Source organism: Spirosoma validum (assembly GCF_014699035.1).
Taxonomy (GTDB): Bacteria; Bacteroidota; Bacteroidia; order Cytophagales; family Spirosomataceae; genus Spirosoma; species Spirosoma validum.
In genome coordinates, this window is sequence record NZ_JACXAA010000009.1 from 162313 (window position 1) to 187631 (window position 25319).

General features: G+C 48.6%; 19 protein-coding genes. 9 read left to right on the forward strand and 10 right to left on the reverse strand.

The genetic code is table 11. The annotated features are described in order from the left end of the window. Positions 1 to 154 precede the first annotated feature (154 nt). From IC230_RS22725 to IC230_RS22735, 3 genes are all read right to left on the reverse strand, one after another. Positions 155 to 1930, reverse strand: a complete 1776-nt coding sequence (locus IC230_RS22725; RefSeq protein WP_191041355.1) for a RagB/SusD family nutrient uptake outer membrane protein — start codon at positions 1928 to 1930, stop codon at positions 155 to 157. A 16-nt stretch (positions 1931 to 1946) separates the two neighbouring features. Next, the gene (locus IC230_RS22730) at positions 1947 to 5159 is read right to left on the reverse strand and encodes a SusC/RagA family TonB-linked outer membrane protein (protein ID WP_191041356.1); all 3213 of its coding nucleotides are present in this window, start codon (positions 5157 to 5159) and stop codon (positions 1947 to 1949) included. A gap of 61 nt (positions 5160 to 5220) precedes the next feature. Further along, positions 5221 to 5889 carry a DUF3826 domain-containing protein gene (locus IC230_RS22735; protein ID WP_191041357.1) on the reverse strand — a complete coding sequence of 223 codons (669 nt, stop codon included), beginning with the start codon at positions 5887 to 5889 and terminating at the stop codon, positions 5221 to 5223. Positions 5890 to 6274: 385 nt separating this feature from the next. On the opposite strand from IC230_RS22735, the gene IC230_RS22740 reads away from it, so the two are divergent. Further along, complete coding sequence (locus IC230_RS22740; RefSeq protein WP_191041358.1) at positions 6275 to 7180, forward strand: AraC family transcriptional regulator; 906 nt, start codon at positions 6275 to 6277, stop codon at positions 7178 to 7180. 229 nt (positions 7181 to 7409) lie between these two features. Continuing rightward, positions 7410 to 9578: an outer membrane protein assembly factor BamB family protein gene (locus IC230_RS22745; RefSeq protein WP_191041359.1), complete on the forward strand. Its 2169-nt coding sequence runs from the start codon at positions 7410 to 7412 to the stop codon at positions 9576 to 9578. A 96-nt stretch (positions 9579 to 9674) separates the two neighbouring features. On the opposite strand, the gene IC230_RS22750 is transcribed toward IC230_RS22745, so the two are convergent. Beyond that, positions 9675 to 11219, reverse strand: coding sequence for an MGH1-like glycoside hydrolase domain-containing protein (locus IC230_RS22750; protein WP_191041360.1), 1545 nt, complete (start codon positions 11217 to 11219; stop codon positions 9675 to 9677). A 160-nt stretch (positions 11220 to 11379) separates the two neighbouring features. On the opposite strand from IC230_RS22750, the gene IC230_RS22755 reads away from it, so the two are divergent. The 4 genes from IC230_RS22755 to hemF all read left to right on the forward strand — a co-directional run bounded on the left by IC230_RS22755 (position 11380) and on the right by hemF (position 16842). Further along, entirely contained in the window at positions 11380 to 13743 is a 2364-nt protein-coding gene (locus tag IC230_RS22755; RefSeq protein ID WP_191041361.1) for a DUF5703 domain-containing protein, read from the forward strand. A 578-nt stretch (positions 13744 to 14321) separates the two neighbouring features. Then, a complete protein-coding gene (locus IC230_RS22760; protein WP_191041362.1) occupies positions 14322 to 14816 on the forward strand; it encodes a hypothetical protein in 495 nt (164 codons plus the stop codon). A gap of 417 nt (positions 14817 to 15233) precedes the next feature. Beyond that, positions 15234 to 15860, forward strand: coding sequence for an AlbA family DNA-binding domain-containing protein (locus tag IC230_RS22765; RefSeq protein ID WP_191041363.1), 627 nt, complete (start codon positions 15234 to 15236; stop codon positions 15858 to 15860). 52 nt (positions 15861 to 15912) lie between these two features. Then, positions 15913 to 16842, forward strand: a complete 930-nt coding sequence (hemF, locus tag IC230_RS22770; protein WP_191041364.1) for an oxygen-dependent coproporphyrinogen oxidase — start codon at positions 15913 to 15915, stop codon at positions 16840 to 16842. Between the two features lie 134 nt (positions 16843 to 16976). Here the strand turns inward: hemF and IC230_RS22775 are convergent, their stop codons facing one another. The 4 genes from IC230_RS22775 to IC230_RS22790 all read right to left on the reverse strand — a co-directional run bounded on the left by IC230_RS22775 (position 16977) and on the right by IC230_RS22790 (position 19563). After that, on the reverse strand, positions 16977 to 17183 hold the full coding sequence (locus IC230_RS22775; protein ID WP_191041365.1) for a hypothetical protein: 207 nt from the start codon (positions 17181 to 17183) through the stop codon (positions 16977 to 16979). A 169-nt stretch (positions 17184 to 17352) separates the two neighbouring features. Next, positions 17353 to 17841: a hypothetical protein gene (locus IC230_RS22780; RefSeq protein ID WP_191041366.1), complete on the reverse strand. Its 489-nt coding sequence runs from the start codon at positions 17839 to 17841 to the stop codon at positions 17353 to 17355. Next, positions 17825 to 18841, reverse strand: coding sequence for a sulfotransferase family protein (locus tag IC230_RS22785; protein WP_191041367.1), 1017 nt, complete (start codon positions 18839 to 18841; stop codon positions 17825 to 17827). The genes IC230_RS22780 and IC230_RS22785 overlap by 17 nt, the downstream gene beginning before the upstream one ends. Positions 18842 to 18849: 8 nt before the next feature. Beyond that, on the reverse strand, positions 18850 to 19563 hold the full coding sequence (locus IC230_RS22790) for an aspartyl/asparaginyl beta-hydroxylase domain-containing protein (RefSeq protein WP_191041368.1): 714 nt from the start codon (positions 19561 to 19563) through the stop codon (positions 18850 to 18852). Between the two features lie 35 nt (positions 19564 to 19598). On the opposite strand from IC230_RS22790, the gene cysC reads away from it, so the two are divergent. Further along, positions 19599 to 20180: an adenylyl-sulfate kinase gene (gene cysC, locus IC230_RS22795; RefSeq protein ID WP_191041369.1), complete on the forward strand. Its 582-nt coding sequence runs from the start codon at positions 19599 to 19601 to the stop codon at positions 20178 to 20180. 242 nt (positions 20181 to 20422) lie between these two features. On the opposite strand, the gene IC230_RS22800 is transcribed toward cysC, so the two are convergent. Both IC230_RS22800 and IC230_RS22805 read right to left on the reverse strand, forming a co-directional pair. Beyond that, positions 20423 to 22600, reverse strand: coding sequence for a glycoside hydrolase family 20 zincin-like fold domain-containing protein (locus IC230_RS22800; protein WP_191041370.1), 2178 nt, complete (start codon positions 22598 to 22600; stop codon positions 20423 to 20425). Between the two features lie 14 nt (positions 22601 to 22614). Then, positions 22615 to 23418: a polysaccharide deacetylase family protein gene (locus IC230_RS22805; RefSeq protein WP_191041483.1), complete on the reverse strand. Its 804-nt coding sequence runs from the start codon at positions 23416 to 23418 to the stop codon at positions 22615 to 22617. Between the two features lie 263 nt (positions 23419 to 23681). On the opposite strand from IC230_RS22805, the gene IC230_RS22810 reads away from it, so the two are divergent. Then, positions 23682 to 23978, forward strand: a complete 297-nt coding sequence (locus IC230_RS22810; RefSeq protein WP_191041371.1) for an HPF/RaiA family ribosome-associated protein — start codon at positions 23682 to 23684, stop codon at positions 23976 to 23978. 334 nt (positions 23979 to 24312) lie between these two features. Further along, positions 24313 to 25293: a baeRF7 domain-containing protein gene (locus tag IC230_RS22815; RefSeq protein ID WP_191041372.1), complete on the forward strand. Its 981-nt coding sequence runs from the start codon at positions 24313 to 24315 to the stop codon at positions 25291 to 25293. The last annotated feature ends 26 nt before the right edge of the window (positions 25294 to 25319 follow it).

Genomic DNA, 25319 nt, shown 5'->3' on the forward strand with positions numbered 1-25319 from the left:
CTTACCGAAAGACTCCGAGCCGCTTAGGTACCACAGGTTTTAACCCGTTTTTGAATTAGCTCTAGAAACGGATTAAAACCTGTGGTACCTGATAAGCCGCCCAGATAAAACTTTCGGTAAGTTTAAGAAATACTACCAACCTATTCACTATTCATTAGTTCAATGGATCAAAAGCGCCACCCCAGGTCGTGTTCTGAATCAGTTTGGGATTGTTATCAATGGCCTGTTGAGGAATGGCAAAAAAGTAATACTCTGGCTTCCAATTGATGGAATACTTTGTATCCAACTGCTTGAACGTAACCGTAAAGTAATCCGTATAGGCTTTATCCAGACTAACGTTATCGCGGGTCGTTGCGAAATCAGCCGGTACGCCCGTTGTTTTCAGGTTGATCGTTACGCCCGTCCGTTTGGTGCCGTTCAGCGTTTTTTCGATTAGCTTCCAGCGACGCAGATCCCAGAACCGTTTCCCTTCAAACGCAAATTCGATTTGACGCTCATACAGGATTGCACTAAACAGTTCGGCACGGGTCATGTTGGCTTTCAGCCCATACATATTGTCCGTTCCCGCTTCAATACCAGCCCGTTTACGGACAGCTTTCAGCTGCGTATACGCTTCATCCAACTTGTTAACCCCTACGGCGCTTTCGGCCAGGTTTAACAGCACTTCGGCAAAGCGAATCTCGATCCAGTCGGTACCTGAATACTGTACTTCGCTGATTGCCGGTGCTGGATTAACGGCTTTACGGGCATAAAAACCCGTATTGGTGGCTTTAGGCTCTACGGTTTTGCCGCCCGCAAAATACGTCCACAACTTATAAGTGTTATTGCCATTCATTGGCCAGGTTGCTCCATTGTAGGCAATGGTTTTATCGAAGCGGGGATCACGGTTTTTGTAGAACGACTGATCAGTATACGTGTATTTAGTCGATTCGCCGGGCTTCTTGCCGTCCAGCATCGGGAACGCTTTCACCATTTCCCACGAGGGTTGGTTGGAGCCTCCGCTTGTGCCCGTATACGATGGACGAGTGGCGTTGTCGTAGCCATTGTTTTTCCGGGCCTGATCGGCCGACGATGTGTTATAGCCTGTTATGAGTACAGCTTCCGGGTTATTGACTTCCTGGAACCACAACTGATCGAACGAACTGTTCAGACCATACCCATTGGCTGTCAGCAGATCATACGCCTGTTTGTTGGCATCGTACGACGCCTGCCATTTAGTTACATCGTCCGTGGGGTTGAACTGCGGACTGGCAGCCGTGAGCAGAACACGACCTTTAAAGGCGGCTGCTGAACCTTTTGTGATACGTCCCCAGTCGTTTGTCGAAGCCCATTTGCCGGGCACCGAAGCGATGGTCGAATCCAGATCTTTCACAATCAGGGCGAAACTTTCGGAGGTGGTATTACGAGGCAAAAATGCCTGGTCACGGGCTTCAACGCCCACCGCTGCCAGCGGTGTCAGCACCATCGGAACCCCGCCATACAGACGTACCAGATCGAAATAGCGCCAGGCCCGGAAAAACTGCGCCTGCGCCCGGAGCTTGTTTTTCGTAAGCCGAGGCAGGGACCCTCCGTTAACATCACTCAGGAACATGTTGATGACGCGAATCTTACCGTAGTTGTTGGCGGCATCAAGCTTCGTACCGAAATCGCCCACCTCGTTAACCAGCAGCGTTCCTTCCAGCAGTTTGCTTTCGCCGTACGATTCGTCCGTCAGGCTGGTAACGCTCGGCGTGCCTGGTCCTAAGGTTGGAATACCGGCGGGCAGATTCTGGTCGTAGATATAATCGAGGTTCATCTGCGTAAGCGTCGAATCATTGAAGATCAGCGCCCCGCTGGTTGAACTTAGATCGGTTTTGTCGAGAACCTTCATACAACCCGTCAACGCAAGCGACGAACAGAAGGCAGCCAAAAATTTATGGGATAGTTTCATTGGATCGGTTGGAGGTTTATAAACCAAGGTTTAAGCCCAGAGAGAAGGAACGTAGTACCGGATAAGCATCGTAAGTGCCTGAATACGATTTGTAATCGTACGGGTTATAGAGGTTAAGCGGGTTCGTAGCGACCATATACACCCGAACATTGCTCATGCCCAGTTTGCTGGTTAAACGGGATGGAAGGCCGTACGAAAGATTGACGTTGCGTACGGAAACCTGGGTTGAGCTTCTGAACCAGTAGTCAGAGCTAACCGTGTACGTATCCTTGTAATAAGGGCTCGGATACGTAGCATTTGGGTTTTCTGGTGTCCAGTGATCAGCCCAGAAGGCGGGGCGATTCGACGTGGCCGTAGCTTGTGAACGCGCCGTTCCTTCTACGGCATCCTGTCCGCCGAACGAACCACTGATAACAGCCGCCAGTGAGAAATTCTTGTAAGTCGTGCTGAAGTTGAAGCCGAACCCGTAGTGGTTACTGGCTTTGCGAGTCAGGAACTGCATGTCGGCATCGGTGATTTTGCCGTCCGGTGCGGTGTACTGACCCGTTGCATCTTTAGGTCCCCGAATGTCTTCGTAATAAAGCATACCGGGTTTCGGTGCCGCGCCGAAGAGGGTATAGCCCGGATTCTTTTCCAGATAGCTGTCTACGTCCTGCTGCGTCCGGAACATGCCCAGGTATTTGTAGCCCTGGAAGCCCATATCCGACGAGTTGCCAAGCGGATCTTCGTACGTACCCATCTTACCTCGTTCAACATCAACCTTAATTTGCTTATTGTCGCTCCAGGTCAGGAACGTATTGACTTTATACGACCAGTCGCTGGTGATCTTGTCGCTCCAGCCGAACGAAAGTTCTGTTCCGAAGCCGTCGACAGTCGCGTAGTTTTCGGATGGCAACGTAGCACCAACGATCAGCGGAACCGATGAAGTCAGGGCGGTCAACATGTTATAGCGATGATCGTAGAATGCATCTACCGTAACCGACAGGCGGTTTTTCAGGAACTGTGCATCCAGGCCGATGTTGTATTTCGTGTTGTTGTCCCAGCGAGCTCCCCGGTTGGCCATTGCGTTGTTGGGCGTTACCACCAGCGGCCGGTTTGCGTTACCACCAAACACGGCGCCTTTGCCAGTCTGGATTGAATAACTGGTCAGCCAGTTATACGCCTTTGTCGCGTCGCCACCCATAAACCCTAACGAACCGCGCAGCTTCAGAAAGTCGACCCAGCGAACGCTGTTGCGGAAGAAAGGCTCTTCGGAAATCACCCAGCCTGCCGAGAACGACGGGAACAGACCCCAGCGATATTCCGGCGCAAACTTGGTCGACGCGTCGTACCGAACAGCCGTTTCGAACAAGTATTTGTTAGCGTAGTTGTAGTTGATCCGTCCGGCATACGACAGAAAACCCGCTTCCGTTTCCGTTTCGGAGGCCGACTGCGTACCCGTAGCGTAGCGCATGTTATCCAGACCGCCAATGATTACACCTTCGGCCATAGCCGCTACCTGATCGGAATGGACTTCGGCCTGCTCGAAGAAAGCAATGGCTGATACCTGGTGCTTGCCAAACTGATTGTCGTAGTTCAGATAGCCGTTAAACTGATACGTATCGGTATACATTGGGTTGATCCGTACCCGGTCGCCATTGTTCAGCGGAACAATTTTCAGAACATCACCCCCGTAAATGTGTTTGTGGTCGCCCAGCATCGAGAAGCTATACGTATTATACCATGTACCGTATTGTTTCCCGAACGTGTTGTCGAACGTGCGGCTGTAAAGAACGCGGGCTTTCAGACCTTTGATAAACGGAATCGAATAATCCAGATTGGCCGTTACGTTCAGACCACTGCCGCGAGTCTGGGTGTAGTTGTTGGAGTTCTGAATCTCGAAGAAATGGAACGCATTAAAGTCATTCGTACCACCAGTTGCCAGCAGAACCGGAAGGCCGTTGACGTAAGGCGGATTAAACTGGGACGTATACAGCAAACTTTTCATGTCGTTCTCGGCGTTTTCGCCACCCTGTTTCAGGTAATACATCTTCTTGTTGGAGATGTCGCCACTCAATGACAATGCTGCTTTCAGGTTTTTGGTTACCTGCATGTCGGTGCTGGCCCGAAACGTCCATTTGCTCGAATTGATGTTGTCGAAGTTAGCGTCCTGCGCATTGTACGACGCCCCTGCGAAATAGGTAGCCCTGTCGTTGCCACCACTCACGTTTAAGGCATGACGCACAACGGACGAAGGCTTCCAGGCCTGCCGCAGCCAGTCAGTATTGTTGTTTTTGAAATAGGCCAGCTCGTCAGGCGAATAAATAACCGGATCGGTGAGTGGTTTACCGGCTGCAATGTTCATGTCATTCAGATACGTAGCCTGCTCATAGCCGTTCATCATTTTCGGCAACGTAGCATCCGAAATACCGGTTGATCCGCTATAGCTGAATTTAGGCGTACCCGCTTTTCCGCGTTTGGTCGAAACCACCACAACGCCCTGGTTTGACCGGGCTCCGTAAATAGCAGCGGCCGCATCTTTCAGCACCGAAATCGCATCCACCTCCGATACGTCCAGCGCGTTGAAATCATCTTCCGACCGCACTACGTTGTCGATTACGTAGAGGGGACGTAACGTACCGCCATCTTTGGCCAGTACGACCGGGTTCCGAATGGTGATCTGCGCATTTTCGCCGGGGCGGCTCGTACCACCCGAAACGCCTACGCCCGGCATTTGCCCCACCAGGGCCGCCGATAGACTATTGACGGGTAAGTCCTGGACGGCTTTCATATCAACCGTAGCAACCGCACCCGTGAGGCTGGCCTTCTTCTGAACGCCATATCCTACAACCACTACCTCACTTAATGCAGCCGCATCTTCTTCCATCTGGACGACCAGAGACGTACGGCCATTTACTGGAATCTCCTGCGTTTTGAAGCCGATGTAGCTGAAAATCAATGTCTCATTGCCTTTGGGTAAATTAAGTCGAAACGTACCTTGGATATCCGTAACCGTTCCGGTTTTGGTGCCTTTAATTAAGACGTTCACGCCCGGTACGACCTGACCCTTGTCATCCTTAACCGTTCCGGAAATATTTTCCAAGGGCGCTTTCTGCGGAGCAGTGGCTGTGGAGAAGCGGGTTTCCTTTTCGGCGTAACAGACCTCCTCCGCAAGCCCGCTTAGAATCAGCGCGCAGACCAGCTTTATCGTTCTGGTGAGAAGTTTTTGTGTTTGTAAAGTCGTTATCATGCGTGTGTGATTAAGGCAATGGTTGATTTATAAGAGTTAATTCGTTCAGTAGCTGTCAAGACTATTTACCGGATTTTGTAGCCTCTTTTTCTTTGGCGATCCGTTCTTCCCGTTCTTTACTCGCCTTTTTCATATCGATACCAGCGGCAGAGAGGTAGTTATTGATACGGCCTTTGTACTTGCCGAACATTGCGTGCTTTTTCTCCGACGATCCCTCATCCATTGCCCGTTCGCGCGCTTCCGTTAAATAGGTTAGTATTTGTTGTTTCTGTTCACTGGTTAAATCGGGTAGCATGGCCTGATACCCTTTATACGTAATGGGCAATACGCCATAGGTCATGCCATCTTTTACCTGTTCAATCTGCTGCGGATTTAAGTCGCGGGCGAGCGTAGTCAGGTACGCTTTATGTAAGGTTGTCAGCTTCTCGTCAGCCTCCTTAGTAATAGTCTCTTTTTGGGCGGCATCCGTCAGATTTACCAGCGCTTCTTTCCGACTGTCGTGAATGGTGTTTAACCCCCGATATTGTTGCGCAATAGCCTCCTGAACCCGTGCTGATGCCTTCGAATCGGTGATGCCTAACGTAGCGACAATCTTAGCTGACCGCTCGTTGACGACCCGCGTGTATGTCGCTTCTTTGCTTTCCGTGGCCTGATTCTGACCCAGCACCTGGGCCATGCTGATGAAGGCGATAAGGCTGCTCAGCAGGAGTTTTTTTAGGGGTATGTTCATCCGTAATTCGATAAGAGTAAAAGGGTGTCTCCTGCTGGCTGATCGTCTGAGCCGAATTGTTGAAAAAGTCCTGTTAAACGGGCGTTAAAAGAAGACGAATTTGAGAATTAACAATACTTTTCTACAATGCAGTACAAAAATATAGTACATTTTATGGGCTTAACTGCATTTTTTTGTCAATTTATTGTAGGAAATTATCATAGAATAAATAGGAATTATTTACGTTGAATCGGTTAAGTTTGTATAAATATTGCCAGAGCGCTTTGGGCTATACGGAGATGATAGAAATGAAGGAGAAAAAACCCCCTTCACGTTATCTGGAGGCCATGATACGGACTGGTGAAAAAAATAGGACAGAGTTCAGGCTATAATACGACTCACCAACATGAAGCCCTTATTTCGAAAAGTGACCGCTAAACTGGAAACATCGTTTACGGTTCGCCACGATGTCTTACCCCATTTCAAGAACATTTGGCACTACCATCCTGAGCTGGAGTTGCATTATACGCTGAAGGGCGAAGGGGTTCGATTTATTGGGGATAAAATCAGCAACTTCTCGCCCGGCGAGATTGTGTTCGTAGGTGAGAATCTACCGCATACCTGGCGGAGTAATGAAGAGTATTTTTACAATGACCCTGATCTAAACATTGAGGTCATTGTCATCCAGTTTTTGCCGGATTGTTTAGGCGAAGATCTGTTAAAACTACCGGAAGCGTATCTGATTCCCAAACTGTTTGAAAAAGCAAAAAGCGGGATGGTAATCAACGGTAAGGCCAATGCGAAACTGGCTGAGCTGATGCATCGAGCTGTCCACGCGACGAACCTTGACCGGATCATTATTCTGCTGTCGATTCTGAAAACGCTGGCGGAAACGGAAGAGTATGAACCCATTGTTAACGGACGGGCTGTATTCTATCAGTCGAATGAAACGGATTCGTTACGGCTGAATACGGTATGCAGCTACACATTAACGAATTACAAAAAAGACATTACGCTGGAAGAGATTTCAGCCATCAGTAACCTGAGTGTTACGTCATTCTGTCGTTATTTTAAATTGATGACGAATAAAACGTACTACGATTTTCTGATCGAGATACGGATTAGTCATGCCTGCCGGGCGTTGATCGAAGACAAAATACCGACGGAAGTCATCTGCTTCGATTGCGGTTTCAATAACGTATCAAATTTCTATCGCCATTTTAAAAAAGTGACTGGCCTGACGCCCCTGGAATACAAACGCCAGTATCTGAATAAATCGAAATCACTTCAGGCCAAAGCCGTTCCAGCCTAAGCCATCAGATCGAATTAGATTTAATCAGTAGTCAACCGGTACGACCCCGGTGGGGTCACACAGGGATTATCCGGGACAAATTCGCTCAGTTACTTACACTTTCCGGCTAGTTAATTGAAACCGACTAGCCCGTCTCGGTCCAGAGCCAGTATAAATAGTATGGACTGGACAGAACTACGCTGTCACAGACCCATCTTACTCAACTGCTGGAAGTTGAATTCCATTGAATATGGCTATTCTAAAAGCGATTCAAACTCTCGTCTTCAATAAAAAATTTCTTTTCATTTTCTCAGTAACGACGTTCCTGCTTTTTGCGGGTTATCAGTCAGGTAGAGACGATGACCGGACATGGGCTATTTACAAAGCAGATGCCAACAGCTCCAGCTACTCTCCGCTGGATCAGATCAATACCGCAAACGTCAGCCAATTGAGACCTGCCTGGACGTTTACCATAAACGATACGAAGCCGGGTTCCCGGCCGGGTAGTAGTGAATGCAATCCGATCATTGTTGATGGAGTACTGTACGCTACGTCGGCGAAACATTGGGCATATGCGATCAATGCCGAAACGGGTCAGCAACTCTGGTCATTTGATCCGTTCGATGGTGCAGAAGGAGGTGGGGTTAGCCGGGGCGTTACGTATTGGGAAAAGGGCAGGGACAAGCGAATCCTGTTTACGGGTGGCGATCAGCTCTTTGCGCTCGATGCCCATACCGGCAAGCCTATTGCTACGTTCGGAAAAAAAGGAAAAGTTAGCCTGAACGTTGGCCTGCGCGATGCGCCAGAAACCATTTCGGTGATTCCGACCTCACCGGGAATCGTCTATAACGATTTGCTGATTATGGGTGCTGAGGTGTCGGAGCTGTATGGTGCGCAACCCGGTTATATTCGGGCGTATGATTGTAGAACCGGTAAGTTGGTTTGGACGTTTCACACCATTCCACTGCCCGGCGAACCCGGCTACGAAAACTGGCCGAAAGATGCCTATAAATATGCCGGTGGCGTAAACGATTGGGCGGGCATGAGCCTCGACATTCGGCGGGGCATTGTTTTTCTGGCGCTCGGCTCGCCAACCTACGATTTTTATGGAGCCGACCGGAAGGGAAAAAACCTCTATGGCAATAGCGTTGTAGCGTTGAATGCTGCGACCGGAAAATACATCTGGCATTATCAGATCGTCCACCACGATCTGTGGGATTATGATTTGCCAGCACCACCGAACCTGGTTACAGTACGTCGGGATGGTAAAGTTATTGACGCCATAGCGCAGATCACCAAACACGGATTTGTTTTTGTTTTCAACCGCGACACCGGTGAACCGCTATTTCCGATAGAGGAACGTAACGTACCGGTATCTCATCTTCCCGGCGAGGAAGCCTGGCCAACACAGCCGTTTCCGCTGAAACCTAAACCCTTCGCCCGGCAATGGATGACCGAAAAAGACTTGACAAATTATTCAGCTGCGGGCCATGATTCAATCACCAAAAAATTCCGGTCGATGCGGTACGAAGGACTGTTTACGCCACCTGATTTGAAAGGAACACTGATGCTGCCGGGTACGCGGGGTGGCGCTGAATGGGGTGGTGCGGCCTATGATCCGGCAACAACTGTTTTGTACATCAAGTCCAATGATTCACCGGAAATTCAAACTATTAAAAAAGTGGATCAGGAGCAGGAAGCGAAGGATATGACGGTTTTCGATCAGGGGAAGTCGCTCTATATGACGTATTGTGTGGCCTGTCATGGTCGGGATAAAAACGGTGATGAACCTAATTATCCGTCGTTGATTGGGTTGAAAAACCGAATGACCCGGGAAGTCGCATTGGATAAAATACGCAAAGGCGGGGGAAAAATGCCCGCCTTTGCCAGTGTCATCAACGGGAAAGAAAAAGGGATACTTGCATTTCTGTATGAAAAGGAACAGAATTCGAGTAAAGTCACCAAGTTTGAAACGGGGAAAACCCAGGCCGGTGCTGAGAAATACCTAAACGTAACGGCCTACGGCAATTTTCGGGACCCAAACGGCAATCCGGCGCTACGTCCACCCTGGGGGACGCTAAATGCGCTAAATCTGTCGACAGGTGAATATGACTGGCAGATTCCCTTAGGCAACGATGAAAAACGCCAGGAACAGGGGATGCCTGAAACCGGTCAGGAAGGATCGGCCGGACCGATCGTCACGGCGGGTGGTTTGGTTTTCATCAGCGGTACCAACGACAAAAAACTGCGAGCTTTCGACAAAGTAACCGGCAAGCTACTCTGGCAAACGACGCTACCCGGTGTTGCCAATGCTACCGCCAGTACGTATCAGGTGAAGGGCAGGCAATACGTAGCGCTGTCAGTAGGCGGTACAAAAGAAAACCCTTCGGGATCGATCATGGCGTTTACCGTAAGGTAGCGCGGCCTTTAGTCCGCATAGCCGTAGGCTAAATTGTAAACGAGAGTATTAGCCTACGGCTATGCGGACTAAAGGCCGCGCTACCTCAAAAATCCGTCAAAACTTCTTAACCGTAACAGGAACCAGCTTTTCACTACGTATCACTTCTTTTCCATTTGAGAATACCCGAAAGCCTTTGCCCTTGTTGTAATGCGTTCCGGTTTTGTCGTATAGAATGGTGAGGGTCTTTCCGTGATACAATACATTATCGAGGCAAAACCAGTCCCATTTGTTGTCGGGGATGAGTGGATGAATTTCCAGTAGGTTATCCGCGCGGGGTTTTAGGCCAACCAGGTCGCTGATGATCAGATCGGCGAAACCGGAGTGGTTGTAAAATTTGCTACGTGGATTGTCACCTTTCAGCCATTCGCCCGTCTTTTCGTCCTGATATTCACCCAGGTAGAGTTTGCCGTTCATGGTGTGCGACGTAGCGTATTTCAGCAACTCGTTGTAAAACACCGACTTTGTCATCTGTCCCTGGTTTTTGTAATCCGTGAGCAGGTTCGATAACCCTTTCAGCGTTTGTGTTGTAGCGAACGGCCAGATGGGGCCATCCCATTCGCAGCCATGTCCGGAACCGTGCGTCCGGAAACCCGGATGTCTACGTTCGGCTGTCGTGAGACCCCAGGGAGCGTCAAAGCCAGTTGTGTCGATTAGCTGGTCCCACTGCGTCGCGTACTCCGGCTTATCGTCGGGGAGGTTGAAATACCAGGGAATGAAACCGATGGCTTCGCGGGCGTTGGCAAACGTACCGTTCGGATGTTTTACTTCAAAAAAGTGAGCGTCCTTATTCCACAAACTGTCCAGCGTCAGCTTTTTCAGCTCGGTCGCCTGCTGCTCATATCGACGTTGCAACGTATCGTTTTTCACCAGAGCCGCCATATCCGCTAACGCCTTCGCATTGCCGTACATATAACCATTGATCGACGGACGACGATTCTTATCTTTCCGAGATCCGCTGATGGATTCCTCCATGGCATCTTTCACATCGAATTGCCAGAACAGACCGCTTGGTAACTGCTTCTCCTGTTGCCATTTCCGGTAGTCAGCATCTAACGCCAGCAGATTTTTCTGAATAAACGGTTTGTCCAAATTGACGAGATACCGGCTGTAAACCGCATCATCGACCCAACTGCTGAAGGCATGAAAGCGGGGAGCTGTGTGCCTGGGATCGACGTAGAGCCAGAACGAAATGTAGTCATCAACGTACTGTGGATTCCGTAACCAGCGCCCTTCGTAAATGTGATGTCCAAGTGCGCTGCTGATGGCGTTGTATTTTCCGGCGTGGTTGACTTTCGTAATGAATTCGGTAAAAACGAAGCCTTCGGGCGTCTCTTTCAGATGCTTCCGAAAGGCCCACCAGCGATAGTAATAAATTTCCTGAAGCGTAGAATCGGGGCAATCGAAGAGTGGAATATTTTTGGCTAACCAGTCAAACGATTGCTCATTCGGTACGTAGTTTTTTACCGCTTCTTCCTGATCAATCACGTTAAAATAGGTAACGTAACGTTTGAGTTTGTCCGTTGATAAGACATTCGCTGATTGAGCCAGACAAAGGGTTGACTGGAGAAAACAAACCAATAAGAAATATTTTTTCAGCATCGATATTCAAAGCGAATAGAACGCAGATTATTCTGATAGTTATGATTAAAAATGATCTTACAAAGCAAAATAATCTGCGTTCTATTTTTAAGAACTATTATCACAAAGCTACTCTCTAAATTTGACGGTGATCTCTACTATTTTCTCCTTTAATTATACCATGTTAGCCTGCCCCGGGTTTACTCTGTTTTCCTCCCTAAAGCGCCTGTTTAGCTGGATTTTATATATTATCATTCTAATTTTCAGTAGAATAGATAACGGACTGGCCCAACAAAATACAATCGATCAATACAACGTAGTGTGGAATAACCAGAGCAAAAATTCATCAGAATCGATGCCGTGCGGTGGGGGCGATGTTGGGTTGAATGTCTGGGTGGAGAATGGTGATTTGCTGTTTTACGTAGCGAAAAGCGGCACGTTCGATCACAACAATACGGTCTTAAAACTAGGGCGTGTCCGGCTTAAACTGTCGCCAAATCCGTTCGCAGAGGGCGCTACGTTCCAGCAGGAACTGGTGCTCAATAAAGGACAAGTGGAAATCAAGGGCGCTACGTCTGGACTGTCGGCAAACGTAACGATTTGGGTAGACGTATTCCGGCCGGTTGTTCATGTTGACGTGTCGAGCAATAAGCCTATCAGAGCGGAAGCGGCTTTTGAAAGCTGGCGCTACGTCGACCACGTAACGAAGGGCAAAGAAAACAATGCGAACTCCTACAAGTTCGCACCACAGGGCGAAGTCAGGACGCTGAAAGATTCGATCCGATTTGCGGGTGATGACGTCATCTTTTACCATAGAAACGGTACTGAACGCTCGGCTTTCGACGTAACGGTCCAGCAACAGGGGCTGGATAGTATTAAAAATCAGTTGTTTAATCCTATCGCTAATCGAACGTTTGGGGGAAGCCTGTCGGGAAGAGGTTTTAAACCGGCTGGTACGTATCGGGGCAAATACCTGGACACAGAATTTCAGGGCTGGAAATTGGTCAGTGCGTCCGCTTTCCGAACTCATGCGCTTGTTTTGACTTTGCATACTGATCAATCGGAACGTATTGACGACTGGAAGCAAGAACTGGAAAATCTAAGGAAAGAAGCCGTTACGCAGGCCAAAACAGCGCAGATGAAAACGCAAGCCTGGTGGAATGAATTCTGGACAAAAAGCTTCATCTACATTACGTCTCCTGTTAGCTCACCCGAATGGCAGGTCGCCCGGAATTACCAGTTATTCCGATACATGCTCGGGTGTAACGCTTTGGGCAAATACCCGACCAAGTTCAACGGTGGGTTGTTTACGTATGATCCGTCACTGACCGACTCGACTATGCGGTTTACCCCCGACTTTCGCAACTGGGGCGGTGGTATCCATACGGCGCAGAACCAGCGGCTGGTGTATTGGCCGATGCTAAAAAGTGGCGATTGGCAACTGATGAAACCCCAGTTTGATTTTTACCGGAACATTCTGAAAAACGCCGAGTTACGAACCGCATTCTACTGGAAGCACAAAGGCGCCAGTTTCACGGAACAGATCGAGAACTTCGGTTTACCCAACTCCGCTGAGTACACCTGGAAACGTCCGGCCGATTACGACAAGGGTATGGAATACAACGCCTGGCTGGAATACGAGTGGGATACTGTGCTGGAATTCTGCCTGATGATGCTGGAAACCGAACGGTATGTTGGGCAGAATATTTCTGAGTATGTTCCGCTCATCGAAAGTTGCCTTACGTTTTTCGATGAACATTATCAATACTTGGCCAGAAGGCGCGGCAGTAAATCGCTCGATGGGGATAAAAAGTTGATTTTGTATCCGGGTTCAGCGGCTGAAACGTATAAGATGGCCTACAATTCTTCCTCTACCGTTTCGGCGCTTCGTACCGTGTTGACACGTTTGCTGGAGCTGCCTGATACGTATCTAACAGCCGGGAAACGGGAAGCCTGGAAAGCCATGCTGGAGCGAATTCCGCCGATCAATTATCGATCATTCGATGGTCACCCAACAATTGCGCCCGCCAAACTTTGGGAACGTATCAACAATACCGAATCGCCACAACTGTATCCGGTGTTTCCGTGGGGCATTTATGGCATCGGCAAACCGGGGTTAGATACGGCTGTCAATACGTATCGGTATGACAAAGACGTTCTGAGATTTCGTAGTCACGTTGGCTGGAAGCAGGATAACATTTTCGCAGCTCGCCTGGGTCTGACTGATGAAGCCGCTCGCCTGACGCTGCTCAAACTGGGTAACTCACCTCGTCGGTTTCCTGCGTTCTGGGGGCCGGGTTTCGACTGGACGCCCGATCATAACTGGGGTGGCTCGGGCATGATTGGTATACAGGAAATGCTGATGCAGGTCGACGGTAAAAAAATCTTTCTGTTTCCCGCCTGGCCCAAAACCTGGGATGTGCATGTCAAATTACACGCGCCCTATAACACGACCGTTGAAGCAGTTCTGAAGAACGGTAAGCTGGAATCACTTAATATAATACCTGAATCCCGTCGGGTGGATGTGGAGAATTTGTTGAGATAATAGGAAAATCAATTACGTTATGATGACTTAAATTTTATTTATCATTAAGTCGAACCCTTCAGCTATAAATGGAATAATTTATTTGTTTTTTAGAGACGTTATTTGAGCTTTCTAAATTAAGAATAGACTTACTGGTTGTTTAATCATTCCATCAATAAAAGGCATCTCTGATCTCCTGTTAAGTAAGCTTGACACTCCTTTTGTCGATGGAATGACAGAAAAATACCTACTTTTTCAATGTAATAGAAAAGTTAAAACAGCTTCGCCAAAACAGCACCCCACTCCAAAATAATTTTTATCAAACCATCATGGAAATAACCAGATTTCGGGTTGAAGCCCTAAGTATTTATCAGTTGCTATACTGAAAAATCTTAACTATCTATTTTATAAAAAGTGTAGATAAGTCTATAAATTATGAAAAATAATAATTTAAAACCTCTCTTACTCTGATTAATTTATACGAAATCCCTCTTAAAATTGATTTATTAGCAGGTATCGACTATCATTTTCTTTTTTTAGCAATTAGACTTACTATATTTGTGCGCAATCGTTATACCAACAGTAAAATATACCATCGAATGAAAGCAAAGCAAATTCGGTTCTTCTCACCCGACGAGAACAGCGAAGCTACAAAAAAAGCAAAGAAAAGCGCCGTTAAGTCTACACCGGTTACTGGCTATATTTCCGCAACGGGCAAGCTGGTATTTCCAGACAAAGCTGTTACCGAGTTGGGTTTTGATCCGGAAACTAATCAATTTAAAGTTGGTACGCAGGAAGGTAAACGCAAAATAAAGTCGCTTTATCTGGTTCCTGGTATAGAAGGAGAGGGAGAAACATTTGAATTAGCGAAAGGAGCTAAGAGTTATGGTATTTCATTACCTTATATCCTGCAAAAAGGAGGAATCGACTACGCTAATACAAAACATACGTTTACCGTTAAGCCCTTTGATTATGACAATGATGTAACGGGCTATGAGCTGAAACTAAGTAACGAAAAACCAAAAGCTGAATATACAGGTAAGCCACGCGGCCGTAAACGCCAGAGTTCTACTTCTGAAGAAGGTGGATTATAAAAGTATAGGTTAATTCAGTTGTCTACTGAACTTCATTTCTATTAATAAAAAGCGGATAGTTCATCCGCTTTTTTGTTTTAGGTTTATCGACTAAATTAGTTATGTTCATGATATTTTTTACAACTGGATTGGGTCATGCTTACGAAATACGACACTAGTTCGTTAGAAAAATAATAGTCATTTTATTTAATAACATCATATTTGTGGGTGAATTATATTGGTAAAAACTGTAGAAATCATCATTGCTGCCTGTTAATAAAATTCTTTTGCATTACGTAATCGAATGATGGACATTACGTTAACGGTTTTGTACTGACTAATTAATTTCTCTGATAGACTGAACAGCCTGTTTTTTGCCCTGATAGATAATTTGTTGTATCCTTTTCAACAACCTGTTAGCTGTATGGTTTCCTGATTATGACCCGAAATCAACTCGATGACCTTCTTGAGCAGGGGGAGCATGCCCGTTTAGAATTTAAACGATCTATTTCGTCGGCGCAGCGGATTGCCCGCACATTAGCTGCTTTTGCCAACACATCAGGCGGTACGTTGCTCATCGGTATTTCCGATGACGGTAAAATTGTCGGTGCGCCATCGGAGTTTCGTGAGGTGAGCAAAGTTGAGGAGGCAACCGACCGATGCATTGAACCAGCGCTGACTGTTAGCTATGAGACGCTTTCGCCTGATGGTCGGATCGTGCTGGTCGTTACGGTTTCGGAAAGTGAAGAGAAACCGCACTACGTAATAAACGACGCGGGCAAACGGACGATTTACGTTCGGGCTAAAGACAAATCAGTGCCGACCAATAAGTTGATTATCACACCTGATCTGGCGAATGCCGACTTAATTAAATCGCCGATGACCAGGACGTTGATTCAGTATCTGCGCAAGAATGACCACATCACGGCCGATCGCTTCGCCAAACTCATCAATATTTCTGATTATCGGGCGGGCAAACTCCTGCGGCAATTGGCCGAACAGGGTTTGTTACTTCTCATTGATAAATCCCGCCCCGTACGATACGCGCTAAAACTGGTTGAATAGTTGCTCGGGTAAATAGTCGGTAAGTCGGTCAGTCTTTGCGAACTTTGTGGTTATGATATCAGAACAGTCTGTTACAAAGGAAACGATCACCCGTTTTTTTATGGATCTGCAGGATCGCATCTGTCAGGCACTGGAAGAGGCTGATGGGGCGGGGCAGATAAGTAACACACGCTTTCGGGAGGATAGCTGGGAGCGACCAGGTGGAGGTGGGGGACGATCTCGCACATTGACCGATGGAAATGTTATTGAAAAAGGTGGCGTCGGTTTTTCCGCCGTGTATGGCGAGGCTACCGAAGCCACGTTACGTACCTTACAGCTTACGGAACCCGCCGAGTTTTATGCAACGGGTGTTTCGATTGTGCTGCATCCGCGTAATCCGATGGTGCCGATTATTCACATGAATGTTCGGTATTTTGAGATGAGCACCGGTCACAGCTGGTTTGGGGGAGGCATCGACCTAACGCCCCATTACGTTGTGGAAGAAGACGCCCGCTGGTTCCATCACTACCTTAAATCCGTCTGTGATCGGCACGATCCAGCTTATTATCCCAAGTTTAAGCCCTGGGCCGACGACTATTTTTATATTCCGCACCGGCAGGAAACGCGGGGTATCGGCGGGATTTTCTTCGACTACCTTAAACCAACGGATGCTTCTCACAAAGCTGATCTGTTTGCGTTTGTGCAAGATGTAGGCAATGCTTTCGCGCCAATTTATACCCATTTTATGCACCAAAATCGTGATCTACCGTTCGGGGAACCTGAAAAAAACTGGCAGTTGCTGCGACGTGGCCGTTACGTCGAATTTAATCTGGTCTGGGACCGGGGTACTAAGTTTGGTCTCGAAACCAACGGACGCACGGAGTCCATTCTGATGAGTATGCCCCCGCAAGCGAACTGGACGTATGACTTTCATCCCGAACCAAACAGTCGCGAAGAGCAAACATTGCACCTATTACGGAAAGGTGTGGAGTGGACCGACTAATTATACCGACTTGTAATTCTGTACCTGCAACGGTATAGCCGACCGCTGCGTATAGAGGAAAAAATGGCTTTATTATAGATTAAAAAAATGCCAGTTCTTTTGGAGCTGGCATTTTTATGTCGGCCCGGTGCTCGTTACGCTTTGGCACCTGTTTCCTCACCACTGTGCATCTTGGTGAGCTTCGTTGCGTCGAAATCCTCTACCGTAGGTTTATCTTCACTACTGGTTTCGCAGGTAACCGTACGCCCATCGTCGCTAACGGATTTAACGGTCATCGGTGCGCTGCCTTCCAGTAAAGTAACCTGATCGCCGGGCTGGAATTGTGTGGGTGTATCGTCCATTATCGTAAGGTTTAGCTGAGTTTTAGAATAATGCTGTTAGGTGAATTCGTGCCTGTCAACTGAGACATTACCGTAACTAAGATCAGGGGTTAGTGGTTTTAGAGAATTCATTTCCGGACAGTTTCCGGCCTTCAGCGATTAGTCCAGCATACGTAACATGAGTCGCTTTCTACTGTCGCAGCCAGGTTGTCATGGCCGGAAAACCGCCCTCGGCTGTTGCTTCCTTTGTCATACCCATCCATACCAGCAGTGGTAAGCCGATGTAAATTTTATCGGCGAACGTATCGAGTAGCCACTGGCTCTGGCCTTTATAACCATCCGGATGAAAGACAATCTCCGGAGGAATACCGATGTGCTGACAGGCTGCGTAAGTCCATAGCAATACAGCTAGTTCATCCCCCTGTTTTTCGGGGTGACCGGCTGTAATGTCGTTCTCGAGTAGATACCGCTCGGCAGCGGGTGTTACGGCAATATGGCCTGCCTCATGGAGAATGTCGCCGGGATAAAGCAACTGGCCAGGATCGACGGCAAGGGTGCCACGATCGATCAGGATACCGGGCAAAAACGTTGATTGTGCGATTGGCCTGTTAACGACCTTAATCCCGATCTCAGCCAGAAAATCGTAAATCCTGTCAAGTATGTTATCGGGTACGTTCATGGACTAATGAGATTGTATTTGTTCGCTTAGCGTTGAGCTGATGATATAACGTCATGACTGGCTGGAGATAAGCTTCTGTGGATTCCTGAGGCACTATCTCGCTAAATGGCTGGTTGGGGTATTTTGAATGATACTGGCTTCGTTCAAGCATCTGATCCATCTCTTCCGGACTGACATCGATTTGCAACGTATTGATCAACTCATGTAATATAGCACTTCCGTCGGCCTGATAGTTGAGAAGATGTAGGTTGGTATCGGTGTCGACGATGGTTAGCATCGTCTGGAAATATCGTTCCAGCACGGCAGCTGTGTATTCATCCATCGACCGTACGTCTTCCCGATTGAAGCCAAAGAGTTCGGGCTCAATAAGTCCCGGAACGGCCTGCATACCCCGGCGCTTCTGATGCGAACGGATTACAGCATCGGGCGAGCGATAGAGTAGAACAAACGGTACGTCCGGGTAAAGCTGGCGGAGGGTTTTGTAGAAAAACAGATTCCAGCTATCCAGCTTGACAAACAATCGGTTTTCTTCGCCACTACGTTTAGCACCCAGCAGATGAATGATGGCTTTTAGTGCAGCCTTACGTTCTTCTTCGGACACGCCGAGTGAAGGCGTCGTGTCGGGTAGACGTAGTACTTCATCGATGAGTGGCATTTCTGAAAGCATGATGTGTCGCTCAGAGATGGCCAGCAGTTGCGAAAGTAACGTAGAGCCGCAACGGGATACGTGAAAAATAAACGCACTTGGCGGAACGCTTAAGCAAGTCTGGGCAGCATCGAGCAACCCGGACAACGTACTGACCGATTGCCAGCGTGTTGAGTTGTATGGATACTGTTTGCAGTGTGCTACGGTCTCGTCAAAAAACGGCTCAGTGAACCGATGATCGCCAACGTGCAGCCACCGGAACAGGAGCTGTTCGTCTGTACCTGTCAACCGGTACGGAATCCAGTTTCTCAACGGTTGATGATGCGTGTTGCTGTTCACCCGATATAAGCGCATGAAACGATTTAAGCGTCCTGTTTGGTGGCCAGCTGATCGATTAACTGACGAGCCGTCTCGCTGTTGTGCCGGGCCAGTTCGGCCATAATCTGCTGTTTCAGCTGCTGGGACGGTTCGCGTTTCTGCCGTTCCTCATTGAAGTCATAGCCCGCTTGTCTGAAGAGGTCATCGGACCAGGCGTTCCGTCGGCAATCGAGCACCAGATGGACTCGTTCGATAAGCCCTTCATTCCGTACGCTATGGGGCAAATCAAAGTTAGCGTACCAGCATTCACCGACCGCCATGGGCAATACCTGACCATCGACCCGGAAAGCTACTTTTTCGCCTGTCTCGATGGGAATATGTACCCGAAAAAAGCCGTATTCGTAACCGGCCTGCGGATCCCGATGCTCGTTAATGATGCTGCCGGGCGATAGCGCCAGCAATCGAACGGATTCCTGCTGACACTGAAATTGGTCCATAATCGACTGGAAATACGGGCAATTTTCCAATAATGGTGTGTTCTGATAAGATACATCCGGCTGGGAGCGAATGTCGGTTTCGCTTCCCGAAACGGAACGTAGCGCAATGCTGCTCCAGTGACCTGAATAATCGGCCTGATTAAAGTGTTTGGGCCATGTAATCGTTCGGCACGTGGCTAAATCGGTTGCCAGACGTAGTGGATCAAACGTGAACGGCAGTTGAAAAAAACGATTTCTAGAGGAAGGGGTCTGGTTACTCATTGTGTATCTTTCCGGCAATATTACCAATTTATTGTATGCTATTCATTCAGGTTACGGGCTTGTCGGGGGCTGGTAAAACAACCCTGTCGAATCGGGTACAGAAACGACTGGAGCAATTGGGTTATCCGGTCGAGGTACTGGATGGCGATGAATGCCGCCGACATCTTTGGCCCGAGCTAACGTATTCCGAAGCGGATCGACAGGAAAACATCCGGCGGTTAGGCTATCTGGGACGAATATTCACCCGACGGGGCATCATCGTACTGCTGGCGGCTATCAATCCATACGAACGCATTCGGGCGGAACTAAACCAACAAAATCAACCCGCCAAAACCGTTTTCATCGACTGCGATCTGCAAACCCTCATCCACCGAGATACAAAAGGCTTATACACGAAAGCCTTACTGCCCGATACTCATCCGAATAAACTACATGACTTCACGGGTATCAACGCACCTTATGAAACCCCCGTAAGTCCTGACCTGACAATTCATACCGGCCAGCAAGCAGAAGCTGATTGTGAAGAGCAACTGTTTCAGTTCATTCTGGCTTTCCTGAGAGAATCGGTGTCGAAAAAGCAGTCGCTGGAGAAAAGTAATCTGACAGAACCCGTGTAAATCGTGGTTGACTAAGTATGACCTCTGCGGGGTCAGATATGTATAGAAGCAATTAACCGCTATACACATCTGACCCCGCAGGGGTCGTACCGAAATCGTAGACTACTTAATGAAATTAACGATAGTCAGGCTCGGCTTGGAAACAGGTTGAGTTAGGGTCGAGCGTAGTCTTCAGCTTACCGCGTTGGTGTATCGGCCGAATGTATCGATTGAACGAAGTCAAATAGGCCCTTTTACCGCTCTTACTTCGCTGAAATCGGCTGAGCGTTTTCGGCTAGTTCAATGTCCTTGACTACGGCCGGACGCAGTTTTGCCCAGTGAAAACGGAGCTTATTGTTCTCTTCCCAGGTGTGTCCCTTCTGTTCGGCGAGATGCACCAGCGGCATGTCGTTATACAGCGGCCGAGTAATGGCAACAACGTCATCCCAATAGCGTAGTGCTGCTTTCAGATGCTGGATGGCTTCCTGTTTCTGAGGCTCCTGACCCGTTGTTCGGTACGTTTGCAAGGCCACCGCACCCTGTAACTTCTCGGCCAGATGCAGACCCAGATTCGCCCAGACTTTCACGTCGGCCACTTCATACAGCAATGATCGATTGGCCGACGTATTGATAGACCGAACCAGTTGAAGGGCTTTCTGACAGTCGGTTTCCAGCATCTTCGCCAACACAGGTGGGGTTATTTTTTCCTTGCCGAATGAACCACTAGCCGTAATCGTTTTGACGTAATCATTGACTGATACGTAGTTTGGATCAAGAGTGGGTTGCGTGGTGAGTTGGTTGACAGAAATGTACGAAACATTCTTGTTGGCATCGAACCCCATCATGCCTTCGCTGTACAACGAAAAATCCCAGGTGAAGTCAAATGCCGAAGCCAGCCGCAGGGGCGTAGACGATGCCAGTGAATACGCTTCCAGCAATCGACTGGCCGACGAACCGTACCGCCGAACGAACTCAGCGCTAAATACTGCATCCGGCGTGGTCGGATTGTAAAGCAATCGACCCCATAACTTGTAAAACAGCCACTGTCGTTCAAAGGCATATCGCCAATCGACGGGGGAACCGGGTGTGGTGAAATAATCTTTAGCGGGTATGTACGTTTCCGAACCCAGAAAATAACCACCAACGTACGACTGATTATTGGCGGCTACGTGTGCCCGAACAAAGTCGGGTACGCCCCAGCGCAGGCAGAAGAAATCTTCATTGCGGACCGTCCAGGTAATTTTATACGTTGTCGGATCGGGTTTGAAATACGTATCGAACAGCTTTCCGCCGTGTACTTTCACGAGCGTTGGTGTGGAGTGTGCGTGCGACCAGTTGTATTTTAAATCCGCCCAGATCGGCCCCTCGATAAACGGCAGCGCGGCTTCACTCTCAATGGATTTGCGGGTTAATTTTTCGGTGTCGATGCTGGTAACGCCCAACGAACCCGTCGTACTGGAAAAGGGAATCCGATGCACGAGTTTGGTTTTTCGTCCAGCTAGTCGCATCCCGTCGATGATCGTTGCCTTCATCCAGTTTTCGCGTTGCTGCGGGGTCATGCCGCCCATCGCTTCGCCCAGCGTCAGGCCAAATCCGGTCAATTCGGGGTACTCCTGAAGCACCTGCGTCACGCACTCGCGTGTGTAGCGTTTGACAATCTCGGACGTATCGCCGTCGATAAAATGGTGATGATCCAAGTTGTTCAGTTTCGGATTCACGTTATACGCTTTCGAGAATTCCGGACTGGTGAAAATATTAAACGGAATCAGATACGTATCAATGGCCCGTTCGTTTGCCATCCGAAAAATTGCCCGGAACAGGCTCTGCCACTCCGCCAGTTGCTGATCATTGAAAGGCGTAGCGGCCGGAAAGTTGGTGGGTCGGATCATAAACGTATACGGGTGCAGATTCCACAGACTCAGCGCATTGAAACGATTCGCTACCATCATATCCAGAAACGCTTTCCAGTAGAGCGTATCCCGGCAGGTGTCGTAGTGCAGATCAAGCGCATCACTGTGGCGATACGTATCCCAGGGCAGATCAAATTTAATGGCGCGGAAGGGGAGGTGCGGCTGTTCCCGACGGGATTTTAGCTGGGCGAGAGCAACGCCATTCTGGATGTCCTCGACTACCGACAGGCTACCGTAAATTAGTCCGCGCCCATCGCCCCCCGTAATCGTAATCTGCTTATTCTGTTTGTCAACGGCATACGCTTCGGGGCCTAACTGGCTATTCGGCTGTTCCAGTCGTATGGTATAGTCAACGGACTGGCTTTTGCTCCTCAGTACGTATCGTTTAGCTGTAAGCGCACTGGCAAGCTGTTGGGCTGCGTAAGCGCTTTGTCGAGAGGGTTGGGTTTGCTGAATAAATACGCTCTGGGCCAGGCTGTCGACTGTCAATCCAACTACGAGGAAGAGCAAAAGCAGGGGCTTATTTTTCATCGAATCTCTCAGTTCTATTTCGATTGATGGCCTTTCGCGTACTGAGCGATGTCGATAAACGGCGCTATCCAGATGTCGGCTATGTTTTGTTTCAGATAACGTAACAGCTTATTGTGCTCAGCCAGCGCTACGTTCAGCGAATGCCCACCGCCGACGCCGTGAAAAAGAAAGACGAGTACGGAGTTTGTCTCCCGCGCCTTCTTGACTAATTCGATCAATTGATCCCCCGACTGTCCGTTTATGGCGTAGGAACCGATGTCGGCGAAGTTGATTTCGGTAATCCGCTTCATTTCGCTCGTCGTTCCCCGGGCGGCTACAAAATCGCTCGCAACGGTTTGGTAATAGTCAACACCACCGATTTTCGTATCGCCACAAGGATAAGCGAACGTTCGCAAACCTTTGCCATCAAGCGTCTTAAGCAACGTATTGGTCATTTTGATCTCGTCCGTCATGCGCTGAACGGAATACTTGCTAAGGTCATAAACCGGGTTTACCCACTCCCGGCCGGGTCGGTCGCCCGCACACGGATGGAACAGGGTGTGGTTCGCTAATTCATGACCGTTGGCACTGATGGCTTTCCACCGATTCAGGTTGTTGATAAAACCGGGAAAATAACCCGACAAATAGAACGTACCCTTCAAGCCCAGCGAATCCAGAACAGGTACTACGTTGTCCAGATGTACCTGTAAGGCGTCGTCATACGTTAGCGCGACGGCACATTTCTTTCCGTTCCAGACGGCTGAACTTTGGGCAAACGCCAGACTATGAGATACTAACAAGCAAGCAGCGACAATAAATTTCTGGACAATCGCTTTCATAAATACGCTCCGGATAATACGTTGTTTCAAGGCAGTATGGGTTCGTGATGCACTTTCCTGACTAAGCAGATTTTATGCGATTACCTACTAGTCTCAGCGAGTAATTTAATGAATTAGGTGCCTGTAATTGCCCTCCTCACTTGATGTGCCAAGTGGCATTTACCGTCATTTCTGGGCCGGTCATCGTTAACGAAAAGGCAACAATTAACTGATTTAGCGGGTTAGATTAAAAATAGATTAAAAAATTTAACGTCAAATTCTCTATGCAGCACTTAGTTAATTCAATCAAAATTGACCTGCAAACCATTGGGTTTAGTGAAACGCCTGAACTCGTAGAGCAGGTTAAAAACGAACTAAATCGGGTATTACGCTTTCGGAAAGATGTCGTAGCCGCTGATTTTTATTTCAGTGAAGACGGTACCAATCCCGAAACCAATAAAATGGTGCGCTGGCGGCTGGGCGTACCGGGAAACGATCTTTTTGCCGAAGCTCGTTCGGCATCCTGGGCGAGCAGCTTGCGCAACGCTGGCGAAAAATTACGTCGGCAATTCGTTGACTAACGGGATTTGCTACCGATAAGTCTGGCTTCTGACCCATTCTACAGAGCCTCTACAGGTTACTTCTTATGCCAGGCAAATCGGGTGTTCTTTATCTTTTTACCAAATCAACTGAACGTGACTCTTTTTTGATAATAATCAATTTAACGAACTAGCCCAAAAGCGGGCCAACCTGTGTGTATCAATCTATACGCCTACCGACCGTCAGTCTACGGATGGGTACAAGGCCAATAAAATCAATTTCAGAAATGCCCTAACCGAAGCCCGTACACAGCTCACCGATCAGTATGGCCTGTCGGCCGATGCAGCTGAGGCATTTCTGGCGGAAGGCTTTCGATTGCTTGACGACCAGAATTTCTGGAAGAATTCATCCGATATGCTGGCTTACTTCATCTTCGATGGCGAAGGAGAAGCCACTAAATTGCCGCTCCCGGTCGAATCACCTGTTTGTTGGGTAGGTACGCAACCTTACCTGTTGCCGCTCATTCCGGAGCTGAACGACGATGGTCATTTTTACCTGCTGGCCCTGAACCTGAAAGAGGTCGCCCTGTTTGAGGTTACGCGCTCAACGATTCAGGTAATTGAATTGCCGGACGATGCCGCTATATCCTACACCGAGGAGATTGAAGACGCCGACAATCAGAAAGCCTTACAGCACCGAAGCGGTGTAGGCGAAGCCGGGGCAATGTTCCATGGGCAGGGAAGTGGTTCGGATGAACAGCGTAAAGTAGCGATTCTACACTACTTCCACCGCCTGAGCGCGGATGTTGAGGCCTTACTGAATCGAAATCCTTTACCGCTGTTGCTGGCGGGAGTCGAGTACGTCATTCCGATTTACAAAGAAGCCAGTACGTATGCCTATATCGCAGAGCCCTATCTGACGGGCAGCTATTCGTCTGGCGACATGCTTACACTTTCGGCAGAAGCCTGGGAGGTCATGGAACCTTATTTTATGCAGAAGCGGCTGGAACGTAAAGAAGAATATGGTCTTTTTTCGGCCAGAGGGCAGGGAAGCAGCGATACCGAAACCGTTATCCTGACGGCGTTAAGTGGCGGAGTCGATACGTTGTTCGTGCAGCCGGGCGAGGACCTATGGGGTACGTATGACGCTGATGCCTTTGCCCTGAACATGGACGAGTCACCGACTCCCGACAATTACTCGCTTATCAACGAGGCCGCCAGAAAGACCATCGAGTATGGTGGTAAAGTATATCTGGTGGACGATGAAACGATGCCAGCCACTCAAGCTACCGTTGCCGCTATTTTCCGGTATCCGCTCACTGAAGTGGCCGAAGCGGATATATCGGCTACGAACTAAGCGTCTTTTTGTCGTACCCGCAATCC

What these genes read in the sequence shown, in the direction of transcription:
- IC230_RS22725 (WP_191041355.1), bottom strand. Translation starts at nt 1,930, where the DNA reads ATGAAACTATCCCATAAATTTTTGGCTGCCTTCTGTTCGTCGCTTGCG.
- IC230_RS22730 (WP_191041356.1), bottom strand. Translation starts at nt 5,159, where the DNA reads ATGATAACGACTTTACAAACACAAAAACTTCTCACCAGAACGATAAAG.
- IC230_RS22735 (WP_191041357.1), bottom strand. Translation starts at nt 5,889, where the DNA reads ATGAACATACCCCTAAAAAAACTCCTGCTGAGCAGCCTTATCGCCTTC.
- IC230_RS22740 (WP_191041358.1), top strand. Translation starts at nt 6,275, where the DNA reads ATGAAGCCCTTATTTCGAAAAGTGACCGCTAAACTGGAAACATCGTTT.
- IC230_RS22745 (WP_191041359.1), top strand. Translation starts at nt 7,410, where the DNA reads ATGGCTATTCTAAAAGCGATTCAAACTCTCGTCTTCAATAAAAAATTT.
- IC230_RS22750 (WP_191041360.1), bottom strand. Translation starts at nt 11,219, where the DNA reads ATGCTGAAAAAATATTTCTTATTGGTTTGTTTTCTCCAGTCAACCCTT.
- IC230_RS22755 (WP_191041361.1), top strand. Translation starts at nt 11,380, where the DNA reads ATGTTAGCCTGCCCCGGGTTTACTCTGTTTTCCTCCCTAAAGCGCCTG.
- IC230_RS22760 (WP_191041362.1), top strand. Translation starts at nt 14,322, where the DNA reads ATGAAAGCAAAGCAAATTCGGTTCTTCTCACCCGACGAGAACAGCGAA.
- IC230_RS22765 (WP_191041363.1), top strand. Translation starts at nt 15,234, where the DNA reads ATGACCCGAAATCAACTCGATGACCTTCTTGAGCAGGGGGAGCATGCC.
- hemF (WP_191041364.1), top strand. Translation starts at nt 15,913, where the DNA reads ATGATATCAGAACAGTCTGTTACAAAGGAAACGATCACCCGTTTTTTT.
- IC230_RS22775 (WP_191041365.1), bottom strand. Translation starts at nt 17,183, where the DNA reads ATGGACGATACACCCACACAATTCCAGCCCGGCGATCAGGTTACTTTA.
- IC230_RS22780 (WP_191041366.1), bottom strand. Translation starts at nt 17,841, where the DNA reads ATGAACGTACCCGATAACATACTTGACAGGATTTACGATTTTCTGGCT.
- IC230_RS22785 (WP_191041367.1), bottom strand. Translation starts at nt 18,841, where the DNA reads ATGCGCTTATATCGGGTGAACAGCAACACGCATCATCAACCGTTGAGA.
- IC230_RS22790 (WP_191041368.1), bottom strand. Translation starts at nt 19,563, where the DNA reads ATGAGTAACCAGACCCCTTCCTCTAGAAATCGTTTTTTTCAACTGCCG.
- cysC (WP_191041369.1), top strand. Translation starts at nt 19,599, where the DNA reads ATGCTATTCATTCAGGTTACGGGCTTGTCGGGGGCTGGTAAAACAACC.
- IC230_RS22800 (WP_191041370.1), bottom strand. Translation starts at nt 22,600, where the DNA reads ATGAAAAATAAGCCCCTGCTTTTGCTCTTCCTCGTAGTTGGATTGACA.
- IC230_RS22805 (WP_191041483.1), bottom strand. Translation starts at nt 23,418, where the DNA reads ATGAAAGCGATTGTCCAGAAATTTATTGTCGCTGCTTGCTTGTTAGTA.
- IC230_RS22810 (WP_191041371.1), top strand. Translation starts at nt 23,682, where the DNA reads ATGCAGCACTTAGTTAATTCAATCAAAATTGACCTGCAAACCATTGGG.